This window comes from Paratractidigestivibacter sp. (assembly GCF_052362415.1).
Taxonomy (GTDB): Bacteria; Actinomycetota; Coriobacteriia; order Coriobacteriales; family Atopobiaceae; genus Paratractidigestivibacter.
Genome location: NZ_DAWEMK010000005.1, coordinates 20,156 through 36,231, shown reverse-complemented (window position 1 = coordinate 36,231; position 16,076 = coordinate 20,156). Strand labels below are relative to the sequence as shown.

The 16,076-nt window shown below is 68.2% G+C and carries 14 protein-coding genes and 1 riboswitch; of the genes, 2 read left to right on the top strand and 12 right to left on the bottom strand.

Annotated elements, in window-relative coordinates:
• From thiD to tilS, 8 genes are all read right to left on the bottom strand, one after another.
• Positions 1-406: bifunctional hydroxymethylpyrimidine kinase/phosphomethylpyrimidine kinase (gene thiD, locus ACT84W_RS01245; RefSeq protein WP_444327936.1), on the bottom strand; the 406-nt coding region annotated here is incomplete at its 3' end.
• Entirely contained in the window at positions 403-1,170 is a 768-nt protein-coding gene (gene thiE, locus ACT84W_RS01240) for a thiamine phosphate synthase (protein ID WP_444327944.1), read from the bottom strand. The genes thiD and thiE, both read right to left, overlap by 4 nt.
• The gene (gene thiM, locus ACT84W_RS01235) at positions 1,170-2,006 is read right to left on the bottom strand and encodes a hydroxyethylthiazole kinase (RefSeq protein WP_444327935.1); all 837 of its coding nucleotides are present in this window, start codon (positions 2,004-2,006) and stop codon (positions 1,170-1,172) included. The genes thiE and thiM overlap by 1 nt, the downstream gene beginning before the upstream one ends.
• Positions 2,006-3,310 (bottom strand): phosphomethylpyrimidine synthase ThiC, encoded by a 1,305-nt coding sequence (gene thiC / locus ACT84W_RS01230; protein ID WP_444327934.1) that lies wholly within the window; start codon positions 3,308-3,310, stop codon positions 2,006-2,008. The genes thiM and thiC overlap by 1 nt, the downstream gene beginning before the upstream one ends.
• A riboswitch (TPP riboswitch) is annotated at positions 3,300-3,415 on the bottom strand. (Overlaps the previous gene by 11 nt.)
• A 126-nt stretch (positions 3,416-3,541) precedes the next feature.
• The gene (locus ACT84W_RS01225) at positions 3,542-4,723 is read right to left on the bottom strand and encodes a pyridoxal phosphate-dependent aminotransferase (protein WP_444327933.1); all 1,182 of its coding nucleotides are present in this window, start codon (positions 4,721-4,723) and stop codon (positions 3,542-3,544) included.
• 138 nt (positions 4,724-4,861) lie between these two features.
• The gene (ftsH, locus tag ACT84W_RS01220) at positions 4,862-6,784 is read right to left on the bottom strand and encodes an ATP-dependent zinc metalloprotease FtsH (RefSeq protein ID WP_444327943.1); all 1,923 of its coding nucleotides are present in this window, start codon (positions 6,782-6,784) and stop codon (positions 4,862-4,864) included.
• 134 nt (positions 6,785-6,918) lie between these two features.
• Positions 6,919-7,467: a hypoxanthine phosphoribosyltransferase gene (hpt, locus tag ACT84W_RS01215; RefSeq protein ID WP_444327932.1), complete on the bottom strand. Its 549-nt coding sequence runs from the start codon at positions 7,465-7,467 to the stop codon at positions 6,919-6,921.
• Positions 7,468-7,586: 119 nt separating this feature from the next.
• On the bottom strand, positions 7,587-9,125 hold the full coding sequence (gene tilS / locus ACT84W_RS01210) for a tRNA lysidine(34) synthetase TilS (RefSeq protein ID WP_444327931.1): 1,539 nt from the start codon (positions 9,123-9,125) through the stop codon (positions 7,587-7,589).
• 72 nt (positions 9,126-9,197) lie between these two features.
• Here tilS and ACT84W_RS01205 point away from each other — a divergent pair, with 72 nt between their 5' ends.
• Entirely contained in the window at positions 9,198-10,004 is an 807-nt protein-coding gene (locus tag ACT84W_RS01205) for an MBL fold metallo-hydrolase (RefSeq protein ID WP_444327930.1), read from the top strand.
• 135 nt (positions 10,005-10,139) lie between these two features.
• Here the strand turns inward: ACT84W_RS01205 and ACT84W_RS01200 are convergent, their stop codons facing one another.
• The gene (locus ACT84W_RS01200) at positions 10,140-10,568 is read right to left on the bottom strand and encodes an Hsp20/alpha crystallin family protein (RefSeq protein WP_432290677.1); all 429 of its coding nucleotides are present in this window, start codon (positions 10,566-10,568) and stop codon (positions 10,140-10,142) included.
• A gap of 251 nt (positions 10,569-10,819) precedes the next feature.
• Here ACT84W_RS01200 and ACT84W_RS01195 point away from each other — a divergent pair, with 251 nt between their 5' ends.
• Positions 10,820-11,284 carry a hypothetical protein gene (locus ACT84W_RS01195; protein WP_432290678.1) on the top strand — a complete coding sequence of 155 codons (465 nt, stop codon included), beginning with the start codon at positions 10,820-10,822 and terminating at the stop codon, positions 11,282-11,284.
• A 93-nt stretch (positions 11,285-11,377) separates the two neighbouring features.
• Here the strand turns inward: ACT84W_RS01195 and ACT84W_RS01190 are convergent, their stop codons facing one another.
• The 3 genes from ACT84W_RS01190 to clpB all read right to left on the bottom strand — a co-directional run bounded on the left by ACT84W_RS01190 (position 11,378) and on the right by clpB (position 15,825).
• A complete protein-coding gene (locus tag ACT84W_RS01190) occupies positions 11,378-11,557 on the bottom strand; it encodes a hypothetical protein (RefSeq protein ID WP_432290679.1) in 180 nt (59 codons plus the stop codon).
• Complete coding sequence (locus ACT84W_RS01185) at positions 11,517-12,962, bottom strand: PASTA domain-containing protein (RefSeq protein ID WP_444327929.1); 1,446 nt, start codon at positions 12,960-12,962, stop codon at positions 11,517-11,519. Before ACT84W_RS01185 ends, ACT84W_RS01190 begins: the two co-directional genes overlap by 41 nt.
• Positions 12,963-13,197: 235 nt before the next feature.
• The gene (gene clpB, locus ACT84W_RS01180; protein WP_432290681.1) at positions 13,198-15,825 is read right to left on the bottom strand and encodes an ATP-dependent chaperone ClpB; all 2,628 of its coding nucleotides are present in this window, start codon (positions 15,823-15,825) and stop codon (positions 13,198-13,200) included.
• Positions 15,826-16,076: the final 251 nt, after the last annotated feature.

Sequence of the window (16,076 nt, the reverse complement as noted above, 5' to 3'; positions counted from 1 at the left end):
CGACGATGTTGCGCGCGCCGTGGGAGCGCAGGCGCTCGGCGATCTCGCGGGCTGCGTCGCCCGAAGGGACCATCCCGATCTTGACCGCATCGGGCACGATGTCGGCGAAGACGGCGTCAATCTGCGCGGCGACCATATCCGGTTCGGTCGCGGCGACGGCAAGCACGCCCGTCGTGTTCTGCGCGGTGAGCGCCGTGACGGCGGTCTGCGCAAAGAGGCCCATGGCCTCGATCGTCTTTATGTCCGCTTGGATGCCCGCGCCGCCGGATGAGTCGGATCCGGCGACGCTGAGCACGGAGCGAAGGCGCGGCGAAGCGGGCGCGCCGCAAGCCAAGTCGGGCGCGCCGCAGGCCGAGTCGGGCACGTCGCAAGCAAAGCCGGGCGCGCGCCTCCTTGCCCCACTCACTCCCCTACCGCCTCGCGCAGCGCCGAGACGAGCCCCTCCGCGGCGGCCCGGCAATCGTCCGCGGCGAAGATCGCCGAGACGACCGCCCCGCCGTCCACGCCGGTGCCCGCGAGCTCATGGGCGCTCGCCGCGTCGACGCCACCGATGCCGACGACCGGAATGGACACCGCGTCGCAAATGCGCCGCAGCTCATCCATGGTGACATCCACCGCATCGGGCTTGGTGGGCGTCGGGTGCAGGGCTCCCACGCCCAGGTAATCGGCACCGGCGGCCTCGGCATCGAGGGCCTCCTCCACCGTCTGGGCGCTCACGCCGACGATCGCGTCCTCGCCGAGGACGCGGCGCGCCGCCGCGCAGGCCATGTCGGACTGGCCGACGTGGACGCCGTCGGCCCCGACCTCGGCCGCGAGTTCGACGTCGTCGTCGATCACGAACGGGACGCCGGCCTCGGCGCAAACGGCCTTGAGCTCTCGCGCGAGCGAGAGGACCTCGTCATGCCCCGCGTGCTTCTCGCGGAGCTGGACGAAGGTCGCGCCGCCCGCAATGGCGTCGCGCACGCAGTCGCGGAGCTCCCGGCCCCGGAGCCATGCGCGGTCGGTCACGGCGTAGAGCAGCATCGAGCTGCGGATCTGCTCGGCAGACCAGCGGCCGCGGGCGCAGGGGACGAGCTTCTTGCCCGCTGCGCCGGCCGCCGCACGGCCTTCCGCGACTGCCGCGTCGCAAGCCGCCGCGCGGCCCGCGTCTTTGCCCACCGCGCCGGCCATCACGCGACCTTCTCGACGCGCGCGCCTGCCGCAAGCTGCGCGCCCGTCATGTTGTAGAGCGCGTCGAGCAGGTAGGTGCGGAAGCTCCCGTTGCCATCGAGCTCGCCCATGCGGCTGCCGGCGATCTGACCGGCAAGGCCCATGGCGGCAACCGCGGCGACGGCGGCCTCGAGCGCGTCGTCGTGAGCCACGAGGAAGGCCGGCGCGATGGCCGAGAGCATGCAGCCCGTGCCCGTGACCTTTCCCATGACGGGAAGGCCGTTGCGCACGGCATACGCGCGGTCGGCGTCGGCGACGAGGTCGATCGCACCGGTGACGGCCACGACGCAACCGGCCTTTGCCGCAAGGGAGCGGGCGAAGGCTGCCGACTCGGTAAGGTTCGCGTCGGTCACGGCATCGTCGGGGTTCGCGTCGACGCCACGCGTAGCGGCGGCAGCGCCTGCAACGGCCTTGATCTCGCTCATGTTGCCGCGCAGGAGCGTGACCGGGAGCTCGTCCAGAAGCGCGCTCGCGGTATCCGTGCGCAGGTCTGAGGCGCCGGCGCCGACGGGGTCGAGCAAGATTTTGTGGCCGAGCTCGCCGGCGACCTTGCCGGCGGCATGCATGCCCTCGATGGAGCGGCTGTTCAGGGTGCCGATGTTCAGGTCGAGACCGCCGCAGATACGCGTGATCTGAGCCGCGTCGGCGGGCTCATCGCTCATGATGGGGCTTCCGCCGATGGCCAAAAGCGCGTTGGCGCAGTCGTTGACGGTCACGTAGTTGGTGATGCAGTGCACAAGCGGGCAAGAGGCGCGAACCTCGTCGAGAGCGGCGCCCACGAAATCAAACTCGGTCATTATTTCTCATCCTCTCCAAGGTCGATGGTCAGGCCCTCCATGATGCGGTTGACGGTACGCGCAGCGCACATCTTTCCGCACATCGTGCACGTCCCGTCCTCCGAGGGCGGGGCCTGGGCCAAGATCTCCTGCGCGCGCTCCGGATCGAGGGCGCACTCCCACATGCCGTCCCAGTCCACGCGGCGGCGGGCGGCGCTCATCTTGTTATCGATGTCGCGGGCATGCGGGACGCCCTTGGCAATGTCGGCGGCGTGGGCGGCGATGCGCGTGGCCACGAGGCCCTCGCGGACGTCGTTGGCGTCGGGGAGCCTCAGGTGCTCGGCGGGCGTCACATAACAGAGCCAGTCGGCGCCGGTGCTTGCCGCCACAGCCCCGCCGATAGCGGCGGTGATGTGGTCGTAGCCAGGCGCGATGTCCGTCACAAGGGGCCCGAGCACGTAGAACGGGGCGTTGTGGCACAGGCGCTTCTGGAGCTTCATGTTTGCGGCGACCTCGTCCAAGGCCATGTGGCCCGGGCCCTCGACGACCACCTGGACGCCGGCGTCCCAGGCGCGCTTGGTGAGCTTACCCAGCTCGACGAGCTCCGCCACCTCGGACGCGTCCGTGGCGTCGTAGGTCGAGCCGCCGCGGCAGGCGTCGCCCAGGCTGATGGTCACGTCGTACTCGTGGCAAATCTCGAGCACCTCGTCGAAGCGCTCGTAGAAGGGGTTCTCCTTGCCGGTGGTCATCATCCAGCCGAACAGCAGGCTTCCGCCGCGCGAGACGATGTTGGTAAGGCGGCCCGTCTCCATGAAGGTGTCGAGCACGCGGCGGTTGAAGCCGGCGTGGATCGTCATGAAGTCGACGCCGTCCTCGGCGTGCGCCCTCACGACGCGCAGCAGGTCGTCGCCGGTAAGCTTGACGAGCGGGGTCTCGAGATAGCCGATCGCGTCGTACATGGGAACGGTGCCGACCATCAGCGGGGTCTTCTCGATGAGCTGGCGACGGAACACGCGCGTCTTGCCGGAGTTGGAGAGGTCCATGATGGCGTCAGCGCCGAACTTCTCGGCGATGGCGACCTTCTCCCACTCCTGGGGCGCATCCTGGATGTCGCCCGAGATGCCAAGGTTGACGTTGACCTTCGTGCGAAGGCCCTCGCCCACGCCGCAGGCGTGGAGGTTCGGGTGGTTGATGTTTGCCGGAATCGCGATACGGCCGGCGGCCACGCCTTCGCGGACGAACTCCGGGTCGCGGAACTCGTCTTTGGCCACTTGCGCGATTTGTGGGGTGATCTCGCCGCGACGTGCGGCATCGATCTGCGTCATACGCACTCCCTTCGTCGGAATTGCCCGCATCAGGTTCAAGGGTCGAGCGGCTTGGGATCGCTCCTCTCAGCCGGGCCGTATGTCCCAGCTCCCCTGGACGATATGCAGTTGTCGAGACGGACTATACCACGCGCCCGCTATTTCAGCCTGCCTGAATTGGCGAGAAGAACACTCGCCACCTCAGACGGGCTGGACCGGCAGGCTGGACGGACAATCTTGGCTTGTTGGCGCCTACTTGTACGACTCGGCGAGCTTCTTCCAAGCCGGCATCGAGTTGACGATGGTCTCGTGAGCGACGCAGTAGCCGACGCGGACCCAGCCCGGGCAACCGAAGGAGTCGGACGGCACAGGCAACAGCTCGAACGACTTCGCGCGCTCGAAGAACGCGTTGGCGTCGGGCTCGAGCGCCTTGACCCACAGGTAGAAGGCGCCCTGCGGCTCGATGAACTCGTAGCCGAGCGCCGAGAGCCCCTCGGTGAGGGCGCGGCGGTTCTCGGCGTAGGCCTCCACGTCGGAAGGCTCGTCGATGCAGTCGATCACCACGCGCTGGAAAATGGCCGGGGCGCAAACGAAGCCCAGCTTGCGGCCAGCGCCGGCGACCGCGAGCACAAGCTTGTCGTGATCAGGGTTCGTGTTGGGCACGAGCACCCAGCCGATGCGCTCGCCCGGCAGGCTGAGGCTCTTTGAGTAGGAGTAGCAGACGATGGTGCGGTCGTAGATGACGGGCACCCAGGGCACCTCGGCGCCGTAGGTGATCTCGCGGTAGGGCTCGTCGGCCACGAGGTAGATCTGCGTACCCAGGCGCTCCTCGGCAGCGGCGAGCGCAGCGGAGAGGTCGCGGAGGTTCTGCTCGGCGTAAACGGAGCCGACGGGGTTGTTCGGCGAGTTGATGACGACGGCCTTCGTGCGCTCATTGACGGCGGAGGCGACCGCGGCGACGTCGATCTGGAACGTGGAGGCGTCGGCCATGACCTCGACGCAGGTCGCGCCGGCGGTCTCGATCCACACGCGGTACTCAGGGAAGTACGGCGCGATGACGATGACCTCGTCGCCCGGGTTCACGACGGCGTTGAAGCTGATGGAAAGAGACGCCGCGGCGCCACAGGTCAGGTACACGTCGCCGGCAGCGTAGGAGGTACCGAAGCGACGGTTCAGGCTCGCTGCCACCGCCTCGCGCGCGGCGGGCAGGCCGGGCGCCGGGGTGTAGCCGTGAAGCTGCGTCGGCGGCAGGGTGAGCGAGCGCTCAATGGAGGCGCGCACGGCCTCGGGCGCGGGGATGGACGGGTTGCCGAGGCTGAAGTCGTAGACGTTCTCGGCGCCAATCTCGGCCTTGCGCTGCGCGCCGTACGCCGCGATCTCGCGGATCGACGACTTCTGCGCGCCGTAGGCGTAGCTCTTCTCGTTGATGCTCATGGCTGCCCCCATAAATAAGTAAGGTGTCGTGGCCTCGATTTTACTCTGGTGCCAATAGGAGGACGGGCGCGAAATCAGCGCGCAACCGCGTGCCGATCCCGCGCCCGTCCTCAAGCCGATGCCCGTCTGCGGAGCAGGTTATTTCTTCTCGCTGGCCTCGTACTCGTCCCACGTGCCGTTCAGGAGCGCGTCGACGGCGGGGCCCTCGACGGTCTCGCGCTCGAGCAGGACGCGCGCCATGGTGTCCATCTGATCCACGCGGTCGGCCAGGACCTCGCGGGCACGGTCGTGCGCCTCGCGCATGATGCGCTCGATCTCGTCGTCGATGCGCTTGGCGGTCTCGGCGCTGAAGTCGTTCTTCTGCGCGTAGTCGCGGCCGAGGAAGACCTCGTGCTGCGCCTCGCCGAAGACCTGCGTGCCGAGCTCCTCGCTCATGCCGTAGCGGGTGACCATCTCGCGCGCCAGCTTGGTCGCGCGCTCGAGGTCGTTGCTCGCGCCGGTGGTGATGTCGTCGCAGAAGATCTCCTCGGCCGTGCGCCCGCCGAGCAGTACCGCGATCTGGTCGAGCATGCCCTCGCGCGTCTGGAGGAAGTGGTCCTCCTCAGGCACCTGCATGGTGTAGCCGAGCGCCTGCCCGCGCGCGATGATCGAGATCTTGTGGATGGGGTCGGAGTTCTCGAGCACGTGGCCCACCATTGCGTGGCCGCTCTCGTGGTAGGCGATGGTCTTGCGCTCCTTCTCGGTGATGACGCGGCTCTTGCGCTCAGGGCCGGCCATCACGCGCTCCATGGCCTCCTCGACCTCGTCGGGGCCGATGCAGGCGCGGCGACGGCGCGCGGCCAGGAGCGCGGCCTCGTTGCAGAGGTTCGCCAGGTCGGCGCCCGTGAAGCCCGGGGTGATCTTGGCCAGGCGCTCGAAGTCGACGGACTCGGCGAAGGGCTTGTTCTCCGCGTGGACGCGCAGGATCTTCTCGCGGCCGCGGACGTCGGGGCGGTCGACCGTCACGCGACGGTCGAAGCGGCCGGGGCGCAGCAGGGCCGGGTCGAGGATGTCGGGGCGGTTGGTGGCGGCGATGAGGATGACGGCCGAGGAGTCCTCGAAGCCGTCCATCTCGACGAGGAGCTGGTTCAGGGTCTGCTCGCGCTCGTCGTGCCCGCCGCCGAGGCCGGCGCCGCGCTGGCGGCCGACCGCGTCGATCTCGTCGATGAAGATGATGCAGGGCGCGGCAGCCTTGGCCTGCTTAAAGAGGTCGCGCACGCGGGAGGCGCCCACGCCGACGAACATCTCGACGAAGTCGGAGCCGGAGATCGAGAAGAACGGGACGCCCGCCTCGCCGGCGACGGCCTTGGCCAGCAGCGTCTTGCCCGTGCCCGGAGGGCCGACGAGCAAAAGCCCGTGCGGGATCTTGGCGCCCATCTTGTGGTAGCGCTCGGGATCCTGCAGGAAGTCGCGCACCTCCTGGAGCTCCTCGACGGCCTCGTCGATGCCCGCGACGTCGGAGAACTTGACCTTGGGGCGCTCCTCCTCGGTGGCCTGGGCCTTGGTCTTGCCGAAGGACATCGTGCGGCCGTTCTGCTCGCCGATGCGGCGCATGTAGAACACAAAGACGCCCACGAGCAGAAGCGTCGGCACGACCGAGACGAGCACGGTCTCGAGCAGAGAGCCGTCGGAGGTATCGATGGTAAACTTGATGCCGGAGTGGGAGGCCATGAGCTCGTCGAGCGAATCGGCGCCCACATAGAAGGTCTTGTACTTGACCAGCTTGGAGCCGTCGTTCTTGCCGGACCCCGAGGGCCAGTACTCGCCCGTGGCCGATCCGTCGGAGGTCTTGTAGGTGACCTCGGTCACGCGGTCGTCGTTGACGGCGTTGACGAACTCGTTCGTGGGGAGGGTGTCCACCTGCTGCTGGGCGGCGAAGGGGTTGCCGCCCATGGTGACGATCAGGTAGATCGCGACGGCGATGGCGATGACCAGCGCGATTCCGTAGGGGTTCTTGCCCTCCGGGCCGTCCGGAACGGGCAGCTGCTTGTTCGGTTTCTCGGGCTTGTCAGACAAAAGCAGGGCTCCTTGCTAATTCAGGTAAAAAAGACGAGCGGGCGCGCGACCGACGGATCGGCGCGGCCCGCAGATCGGCGCGGCCGTAGGCTCGATGTGACCAGGCGCCCGGCGCCGCCGGCGGTTCAGCGACCGGCAGATCAGCTGTAGACCTCGGGCTTGAGGATGCCGATGTAGGGCAGGTTGCGGTAGCGCTCGGCATAGTCGAGGCCGTAGCCGACGATGAACTCGTCGGGCACGTGCGAGCCGACGTAGTGCGGGTGCACCGCGGGCTTCTTTCCGGCGACGTCCTTGACCAGGAAGGCGGCGACGTTGACGGACTTCGCGCCGCGGGCCTCGAGCATGCGGATCAGGTAGCTCAGCGTGAGGCCGGAGTCGAGGATGTCCTCGACGATGAGCACGTCGCGGCCCTCGATCTTTGTGTCGAGGTCCTTGACGATGCGCACGACGCCGGAGCTCTTCACGCCGTCGCCATAGCTCGAGACGGCCATGAAGTCGATGGCGATGGGGCAGTCGATGGCGCGCATGATGTCGGCGGTAAAGACGACGGCGCCCTTGAGCACGGCCACGACCAGGGGGTTCTTGTCCTTATAGTCGGCGGTGATCTCCTTGCCCATGCGGGCGACGATGTCCTTGATGTCCTGTTCGCTGAGCACGACTTCCGAAACGTCCGGGTGCAGTGCCTCCATGAGCGTCCCCTTCCTGGGATTGTGCGCGAGGGCGGCGCCGAGGCGCGCGGCCCGGCGTCTGCCTATACAGGTCATAAGGATACACCCAGCCCGCGCGAGCTGCGGATTCAAGCAGGCATTTAACGCGAAGACTCGAACGCCAGCTCCAACAAGAAGCGCGTCGCGGCCGTGACGCGGCACCGCTCGTCGGCGCGGACGCCGGCCACCCAGACCACCGGTCCCGACGGCGCGGCGCGAACCACCGGGACGGCGGGCTTCTCGGCCGCGGGGACGCGTGCGGAATTGAGCAGGTCGGAGAGCTTTTTTGACTGGCCGTGCATGCCCAGCGGGCAGAGCACGTCGCCGGGGCGCGGGCCGTCGACCCAGAGCCTGCCGCCCACCGTGGCGTCGATGCCCGCCGCCTCGGCGTCCAGGAGCACCGACTCGCCCGCCCACTCCAGGCCGTGGGCACGGGCGAGCGCGGGCAGGTCGGTCGCTGCAGGCGCCGGACGCAGGCGTGCGCGCAGGACGCGGCCGTCGGCGAGCGCGAGCTCCCCCGCGTCGCCGGGGCGGCGCTGGCCGTCTGTCCCCGCGACCTCGAGCCACGCCGCGACGACGTCGCGCGAGGCGGTACGGCCGCGCAGCACAAGCAGCCCGAAGGCCACGCGCGCGTCGACGCCCATCGGGATGGTCGCAGACCCCTCCCCCGCGGCAACGATCCGCAGCACAGAGGCTATGTGGCGAGCCTCGAGCCTGGCCTCGGGGCAAACCTCGAGGATGGCCGCGCGCACGACGCGCCGCGCGATGGCCACCTCGGTCGCGGCGAGCCGCGCGGCGTCGAGCGCCACGAGGCCCGGGTCCGCGCGGCGCGTGAGGTCGCGCAGCGCGCGGGAGGCCACCGACGTGAGGTAGGCATCCTCGTCCGAGAGGATGTCGCAGGTCGTGGCCAGGCTCGCGGACAGGCGCGGGTTGCGCTCGCGGGCCACCGGCATCACCTCGTGGCGCACAAAGGCGCGCAGGTAGCGGGTGTCCGCGTTGGTCGCGTCCTCCCGCCAGACGATGCCGCGCACGCGCAGCAGCTCACAGAGCTCGTCGTGCGTACGGTCGAGCAGCGGCCGCACGATGCGGTTGCGCCGCCGCGGAATCGACGAGAGCCCGGCCGCCCCCGTGCCGCGGATCGCGTTCATAAAGAAGGTCTCGGCCCGGTCGTCGGCGGTGTGCGCCGTGAGGATCCGCGCCGCCGACCGCGGGCAGCCGACCTCAGCGCAGAGCTCGTTGGCGAGCTCGACGGCGGCGGCGTAGCGCGCAACGCGACCCGCGTTCTCCACGTTGCCGTCGCCCGCCGCGGCGAGCTCGGCCACGTCCACGCGCCGCACGTCGCACGGGATGCCGAAGCGCGCCGACAGCTCGCGGACGGCCTCCTCGTCCTCCTCGGCGTCCAGGCCCCTGAGCTGGTGGTTCACATGGAGCACGTGCAGGCGCTCGCGGGCGATGCGCGCGGTCCCGCGCCCGTCGTCGATGTCGAGCGCGGAGGTCGCGGCGAGCACGAGCAGCGCCGTCGAGTCGGCCCCGCCCGAGACCATGAGCACGACGGGCGCGCGCAGCTCCTCGTCCGCCCGGCCGCTCGGCCGCTCGAACCTCTGGCGCGAGGTGGCGTATCTGCGTGAGACGCTCGGCATTGTTGTCTCCCCCGACGTGTATTGTGTCCATTGGCAGTTTAGCGTGACCGATGGCCCAGAAAGAGGAACTTGATGTACCCGCAGATTCACCTTCATGTGCTCGCGAGCGGATCGAAAGGCAACGCGGCCCTGGTAGAGGGTCCCGACGGCTTCGTGCTCGTGGACTGCGGGATCACGCGCAAGGCGCTCCTCGAGCGCGCAGAAGAGCTCGGGCTCGACCTTGCGCGCGTGGTCGCCGTGCTCCTCACCCACGAGCACGGCGACCACACCCGCGGCTTGCCCGTCGTCTCCAAGCACCTCGACGCGCCGATGTTCGCCACGGCCGGCACCGTGGGAGCGCGCAAGGACCTCTGTGGCCTGCCGTTCGAGATCGTGGGCCACACAGACGAGCTCGACCTCGCCGGCATGCACGTGCGCTGCTTCCCCACGAGCCACGACGTCGCCGACCCGATGTGCTTCCGCTTCGAGACCGACGACGACGCGATCGGCTTCTGCACCGACACCGGCACGCTCACGCCCGGGGCCGCAGACGCGCTCTTTGGCGTGCGGGTCCTCGCGCTCGAGTCCAACCACGACGAGCGCATGCTGGCGACCGGCCCCTACCCCGCCTACCTCAAGGAGCGCGTGGGCGGCGACCGGGGGCACCTCTCGAACGCGCAGGCGGCCGAGGCGCTGCGCGACCTCATCGACGAGGACACCGAGACCGTCGTGGCCATGCACCTCTCGCAGGAGAACAACCGGCCGAGCGTCTGCGTGCGCACGCTCGCCGAGGCCGTCGGCGCCGAGGCGGCCAACGATGCCTGGACCGAGGCCCGCACACCCGACGGGCTGCTGAGCATCTGCGCCGCCGCCCAGGACTGGCCGATGACGGTGTGGTAGCGCGTCTGCGCTCGGCAAGCCCAGCGTCGACACAAAAAGCGGCCGGCCCGGCTCAGCGAGAGTCCTTCTCGCCGGACCGGGCCGACCGCTTTAGTTGGACGATTGGCCAGCCTCTACGCTAGACGCGGGCAAACGCTAATCGATGGAGACCTTCGTGACGTTGGCGTTCTGGTCCTGCTTGGGGACGTTCACGGTCAGCACGCCGCCCTCGAACTTAGCCGAGAGGCCCTGGGAAGCAGCATCCTTGAGGTAGACGCCGCGCGTGGCGCTCCACTCGCCGGTCTCCTTGTACAGGAAGTTCTTGTTTTTCTGCTCGTCGGACTCCTTCTTGTCCACGCTGATGGACAGACGGCCCTCGTTGAGCTCGACGTCGATCTCCTCGCGCTTCACGCCAGGGAGCTCGGCCGAGACGACGTACTTATCGCCGGCGTCCTCGACGTCCATCTTGAACGCGCCCTCGTTGGAGAGCTGGGCAAGAGGTGCGCCGAAGAAATCGTCGAAGCTGTCGAAGGGCCAGGTGCGCAGACCACGGGCGAGACGATCGTAAGGAACCATGCTAGACATAGTAACCACTCCTTTGATTACCTTGTGGGCGTTCTGGTGTTCCGACGCCCCTTGTTACATTGATAGTTATGCCCCGCGGGCCGGCTTCTAAACCGTGAATCTCAAGTTTTCTTAGCGTCATATACTCATCATATCTAAGTGTCATTGACTTAGGTTTAGGGCTGTGAAGAATGACCGCGGGGAAGCCCCCGTCGACCTGCTGCGTTAGAATGAGACGTATTGTTGAGCATCAAAGGCGAAAGACCATCGCAATGGACGAGCAGAACGAGATCAACGACGCGCAGGAAGCGACGAGCGAGCGGCCCGCGCCCAAGCACCAGGCGCCGGCCCCCACACAGCCGCAGGCGCAAGCGCCCTACGTTCGACAGCGCCCGGCTCACCGCAGCGTCGGCACGGTGAGCGACTTCGACTCTTCCGGCGAGGAGTACCCCGCCCAGGTCGCCCACGACTCCGACTTCACCAACCGCGGCCCGCTCGTCGGCGGCAACTCGTACAAACGCTCCCGCTCCGATGCCGAGAAGCTCCGCCGCGATTTGCACTACGGCCAGTACCTCGAGATCCCCAAGGGCCGTCGCGACATCTTCGTCAAGCGCGAGCGCCGCACCAACGTGAAGACGTTCCTCGCCCTCGTGCTCGTGGTCGTCGTCCTCGCTGTCGCGGTTTATTTCCTATGGCAGTATATGCAGACCAACTGGGGCGCCGCGGGCATCCGCTAAATCGCGAAGACCCGTGCGCTGGCTTGCCAAACATGAACGGGCCCGGCATTTCCGAAGCGATGCGGAAATGCCGGGTCCGTTCCACGTCGCGGCCTAAGCCCAGGGGTCGCGCTCAAAGAGCGGCTCGCTCACGGGGCGGCGGTCGGAGTAGGGGTCGTAGCCGTCGTCGTCCTCGTTCTCGGCGCGAATGAACTCGCGCTTCTCTTCCTCGGCGGCACGCGCCGCCTGATCATTACTGGCCTTGCGCGGCTGCGCCGTCTTTGGCTGCTGCATCGGCCGCCTCCTTCTGGACCACCGCGTTCTCGTTGTAGAGACCCGCGTATGCGATGAACTTCGCCGGGCTGTTGCCGTAGGGCGCGAGATCGATGCCGCCGCTGAAGCGCCCCTTGAGGAACGTCATGGCAACGACGTTGACCTGCCCCGCCTGCTTGCCGCCGATGAGGACGGCCCAGGAGTACCCCTGTGCCTCGCCGTACGCGCAGATGAAGTGGCGCCCTTCCGCCGCGAAGCCGAGCTTCTCGAGGTCGGCGGCGGAGCAGGACTCTTTGAGGCCGGTGAAGCCGCACTCCTGCATGACGGCCTTGACGGCAGCGACCGTCTCGGCGTCGGCGCCCGCCGGCGCGGAGCCCTGAGCGAACACGTAGCGCACGCCGCTGATGGGCGCGCCTGCCGCGAGCACGTCGTCGGTCTTGTCGCCGGCATAGGAGCCGACCTCCGGGTTCGCGGTGAAGGTGATCATGTCGCCGGCGGCGCCGGTGTAGACCGCGTGCGCGTCCCCGTTCGAGAAGGTCGCGCCGTAGGTCAGCGCGTACTTCTCGTTGCCGAGGTAGGTCGCCACCTCCTTGGACGTGGCGTCGAGGTACTCTGCGAGCTTGTCGGGCGACTCGGGGAAGGGGCTCGAGACCTTGAGCTCGACGACGTCACCCTCCTGCGCCTGGGTCCCGGCCTCGGGGCTGCACGAGACGACCTCGTTGTGGGGCTTATCGGACTTGATATAGTCCACCTTCGCCTGGAGGCCCGCCTTCTCGACGGCGGCCTTCGCCGCATCGGCGGTGAGACCGACGACGGACGGGACCACGTACGGCGTGGCGACCGAGAGCACGACCTCGTCGGCAGACTTGAACTGAGAACCCTCCGCCGGCTCGACCGAGACGACCGTCCCGGCGCCCGCATCGGAGTTGACGGACTGGATGCGGACGTTCTGGGCGCCGGCATCAAGGAGCGCCTTCTGCGCGTCGTCGACGTTCTGGCCCGTGACCTGCGGGATCGTCCGAGCGATCGCGACGGTGATGGTCGCGCCGCCGGAGGTCTCGGCGCGCTTGCCCGGCTCGGGGTCACACGCGAGGACAGTGCCGATCCCGTCGTCCGCGGCGGACTCCTCGACGGTCACCTTGAAACCCGCGGCCTCGAGCTGCTTTTGCGCCGCGTCGCGCTCGAGCCCCACGACGGACGGGACGGTGTGGCCGCCCCAAAGCTCCTGGTCGTAGGTGTACCAGGCCCCGGCGCCGATCCCCGCGAGCGTCAGGACGACAAAGAGGGCCACCGCCCAGACGGGCAGGCCCTTCTTTTTTGCGCTGCGCACGGGGGAAGCGACCTCGACGGGGCGCCGCGCGAACGTGAGGTCGGCCAGGTCGATGGGCGAGACGCTCGGGTCGTCATCCAAGTCGACCGGCGGCACGCCAGCCCCTTCGTCCGGATCGACCGGCTTGATGTTCGGCTCGTTTATGAGCTGCGTCTTTTCTGGACGTTGAGTATCCATTGCGGTTTCCTGCTGCCTTCGCGGGCGGTTCATGCTGCCCCTCATCATAGCAATAGGGGGCGGGGTCCTACCGTCGGCTCCATGCCGGCGATAAACCCCTGCCCCCTGCTATGCCGCTATGCGATTCGACCAGCCCGCCTCATGCATGCGCGGGCTACTCCACCGCGTCGGGCTCCACGGCGTCGCTCGCGTCGTCGTCGCGCATGGCGACGAGCTTGTCGTCCGCGCCGACGTCGACCTTCACGGTGTCGCCCTCGTGGAGCTGGCCGTCGATGATCAGGTTGGCGACGTTATCCACGACCTGGCGCTGGATCAGGCGCTTGAGCGGGCGCGCGCCGTAGACCGGATCGAGGCCGTCCATGGCCAGCGACTGCGTCGCCTCGGGCGTGAGCTCGAGCTTGATGCGGTCGCGGTCGAGGCGCTCGCGGACGTCCTTGAGCTGGATGTCCACGATCTTCTCGATGTCGGAGAGGCCGAGCGGGCTGAAGACCACGATGTCGTCGATGCGGTTGAGGAACTCCGGCTTGAAGCTGCCGCGCAGGGCCTCCATGGCCTTCTTGCGGCCCTCCTCCGCGTCTCCCGAGGCGCTCGCGCCGGCGATGAACTGGCTGCCGACGTTGGACGTCATGATGATGATCGTGTTCTTGAAGCTGACCACGCGGCCCTGGCCGTCGGTCAGGCGGCCGTCGTCGAGCACCTGGAGCAGGATATTGAACACGTCGGGATGCGCCTTCTCCATCTCGTCCATGAGGATGACGGAGTAAGGGTGACGGCGCACGGCCTCGGTGAGCTGGCCGCCCTCGTCGTAGCCCACGTATCCCGGGGGCGCGCCGATGAGGCGCTGGACGCTGAACTTCTCCATGTACTCGGACATGTCGATGCGCACGAGCGAGCGCTCGTCGTCGAACAGGCACTCCGCAAGGGCCTTCGCCAGCTCGGTCTTGCCCACGCCGGTGGGGCCGAGGAAGAAGAAGCTGCCGATGGGCCGATCGGGGTCGGAGAGCCCGGCGCGGCTACGGCGCACGGCGGCGGCCACGGCGCTCACGGCCTCGTCCTGGCCGATGACGCGCTTGTGCAGCTCGGCCTCGAGGTTCTTGAGCTTGTCCATCTCGCCCTGCATCATCTTGGACACCGGGACGCCGGTCCACGCGCTCACGACCTCGGCGATCTCCTCGGAGGTGACCTCCTCCTTCAGGAGCCCGCCGGCCTCCTGCTTGGCGCTCAGCGCCTGCTCGGCAGCCTCGTAGTCGTGCTGCAGCGCGGGGATCGTGGAGTAGCGCAGCTCGGAGGCGCGGCGCAGGTCGCCCTCGCGGGTCACGCGCTCCATCTCGGTCTTCGCGTCCTCGATCTTGGCCTTGAGGTCCTGGACGCGGTCGATGGCGCCCTTCTCGTTCTGCCAGTCGGCCTTCATGCCGTCGAGCTTCTCGCGCGTCGTGGCGATCTCGCCCTGGAGGGTGGCCAGGCGCTCCTTGGACGCCTCGTCCTCCTCCTTCATGAGGGCCTGCTCCTCGATCTGCATCTGGGTCAGCTGGCGGTCGACGGCGTCGATGTCGGAGGGCATGGAGTCAAGCTCCATGCGCAGGCGGCTCGCGGCCTCGTCGACGAGGTCGATGGCCTTATCCGGCAGGAAGCGGTCGCTGATGTAGCGGTTCGAGAGGTCCGCCGCGCTGACCAGCGCCGCGTCGGTGATGCGGACGCGGTGGTGCTGCTCGTAGCGGTCCTTCAGGCCGCGCAGGATGCTGATGGTGTCCTCGACCGTGGGCTCCCCGACCATGACGGTCTGGAAGCGGCGGGCGAGCGCCTGGTCCTTCTCGATGTACTTGCGGTACTCGTCGAGCGTCGTCGCGCCGATGGCGTGCAGCTCGCCGCGGGCCAGGGCAGGCTTCAGGATGTTGCCGGCGTCCATGGAGCCCTCGGTCGCGCCCGCGCCCACGATGGTATGCAGCTCATCGATAAAGAGGATGATGCGGCCGTCGGACTTCTCGACCTCCTTGAGCACGGACTTCAGGCGCTCCTCGAACTCGCCGCGGTACTTGGCGCCGGCGACGAGCGCGCTCATGTCGAGCTCGACGATGTCCTTGTCGCGCAGGGTGGACGGCACGTCGCCGTTGACGATGCGCTGCGCCAGGCCCTCGACGATGGCGGTCTTGCCCACGCCCGGCTCACCGATGAGCACGGGGTTGTTCTTGGTGCGGCGGCTGAGCACCTGGATGGTGCGGCGGATCTCCTCCACACGGCCGATCACGGGGTCGAGCTTGCCCTGGCGGGCGAGGTCGCAGACGTTGCGGCCGTACTTGGAGAGCGCCTCGAACTCGGTCTTGGAGTCCTGGCTCGTCACGCGCTCGTCACCGCGCAGGTCGGAGTAGGCCTCCTCGACGCGCTTGCCGGTGACGCCGGCGGACTTGAGGATGCTGCCCGCATCGGTCTTGTCGTCGGCGAGGGCGCAGAGCAGGTGCTCACTCGTCACATAGGCGTCGCCGAGCTTGGACGCGAGCTTCTCGGCCGCGTTGGCCACGCGCACGAGGTCGTTGCCGACGCCCGGCTGCGCGGTATCGCCGCTCACGCGCGGCTGACGCGCGATGGCCGCGTCGACCTGCGACTCGATGGCGCGCGGGTCCGCGCCCACGCGCTCGATGATGGCGGAGAGGTTGTGCTCCCCGCTGGAAAGAAGGGCCTTGAGCAGGTGCAGCGGCGTGAGCTCGGACGCGTTGGCGTCCGTCGCGATGCCGACGGCGGCCTGCAGGGCCTCCTGGGCGGTTACTGCCCATTTGTCTAGTCTCATACTGGTCACCTCTCTGGGGTGCCGCGCCGGGCGTTTTCCGGTCCCGCGCGGCTCGCTGTTTATCAGTACGAGTTATGCCCTCTAAGCGTGAATGCTATACAAAATCTAAGTGCGTTCACATTAGGTTTACGATAGCCGCGCCGGATGGGGATGCTCGGGCAACCGGCTTGGCCAGCTGGCGGTCGGCCTGCTCCGATTAGTGTACATTTCACAACCCGCTCGCACTTCTTACCAGGTATTTCTTCTTGCCA

Bases quoted from the DNA above. Each gene is read 5' to 3' on its own strand.
- ACT84W_RS01225 (WP_444327933.1), bottom strand. From the start codon at position 4,723: ATGAGCATCAACGAGAAGAGCTACGCCTACGGCGCGCAGAAGTCGTCG.
- hpt (WP_444327932.1), bottom strand. From the start codon at position 7,467: ATGGAGGCACTGCACCCGGACGTTTCGGAAGTCGTGCTCAGCGAACAG.
- ACT84W_RS01195 (WP_432290678.1), top strand. From the start codon at position 10,820: ATGGACGAGCAGAACGAGATCAACGACGCGCAGGAAGCGACGAGCGAG.
- thiC (WP_444327934.1), bottom strand. From the start codon at position 3,310: ATGACGCAGATCGATGCCGCACGTCGCGGCGAGATCACCCCACAAATC.
- ACT84W_RS01190 (WP_432290679.1), bottom strand. From the start codon at position 11,557: ATGCAGCAGCCAAAGACGGCGCAGCCGCGCAAGGCCAGTAATGATCAG.
- thiE (WP_444327944.1), bottom strand. From the start codon at position 1,170: ATGGCCGGCGCGGTGGGCAAAGACGCGGGCCGCGCGGCGGCTTGCGAC.
- ACT84W_RS01200 (WP_432290677.1), bottom strand. From the start codon at position 10,568: ATGTCTAGCATGGTTCCTTACGATCGTCTCGCCCGTGGTCTGCGCACC.
- thiM (WP_444327935.1), bottom strand. From the start codon at position 2,006: ATGACCGAGTTTGATTTCGTGGGCGCCGCTCTCGACGAGGTTCGCGCC.
- ACT84W_RS01205 (WP_444327930.1), top strand. From the start codon at position 9,198: ATGTACCCGCAGATTCACCTTCATGTGCTCGCGAGCGGATCGAAAGGC.
- tilS (WP_444327931.1), bottom strand. From the start codon at position 9,125: ATGCCGAGCGTCTCACGCAGATACGCCACCTCGCGCCAGAGGTTCGAG.
- clpB (WP_432290681.1), bottom strand. From the start codon at position 15,825: ATGAGACTAGACAAATGGGCAGTAACCGCCCAGGAGGCCCTGCAGGCC.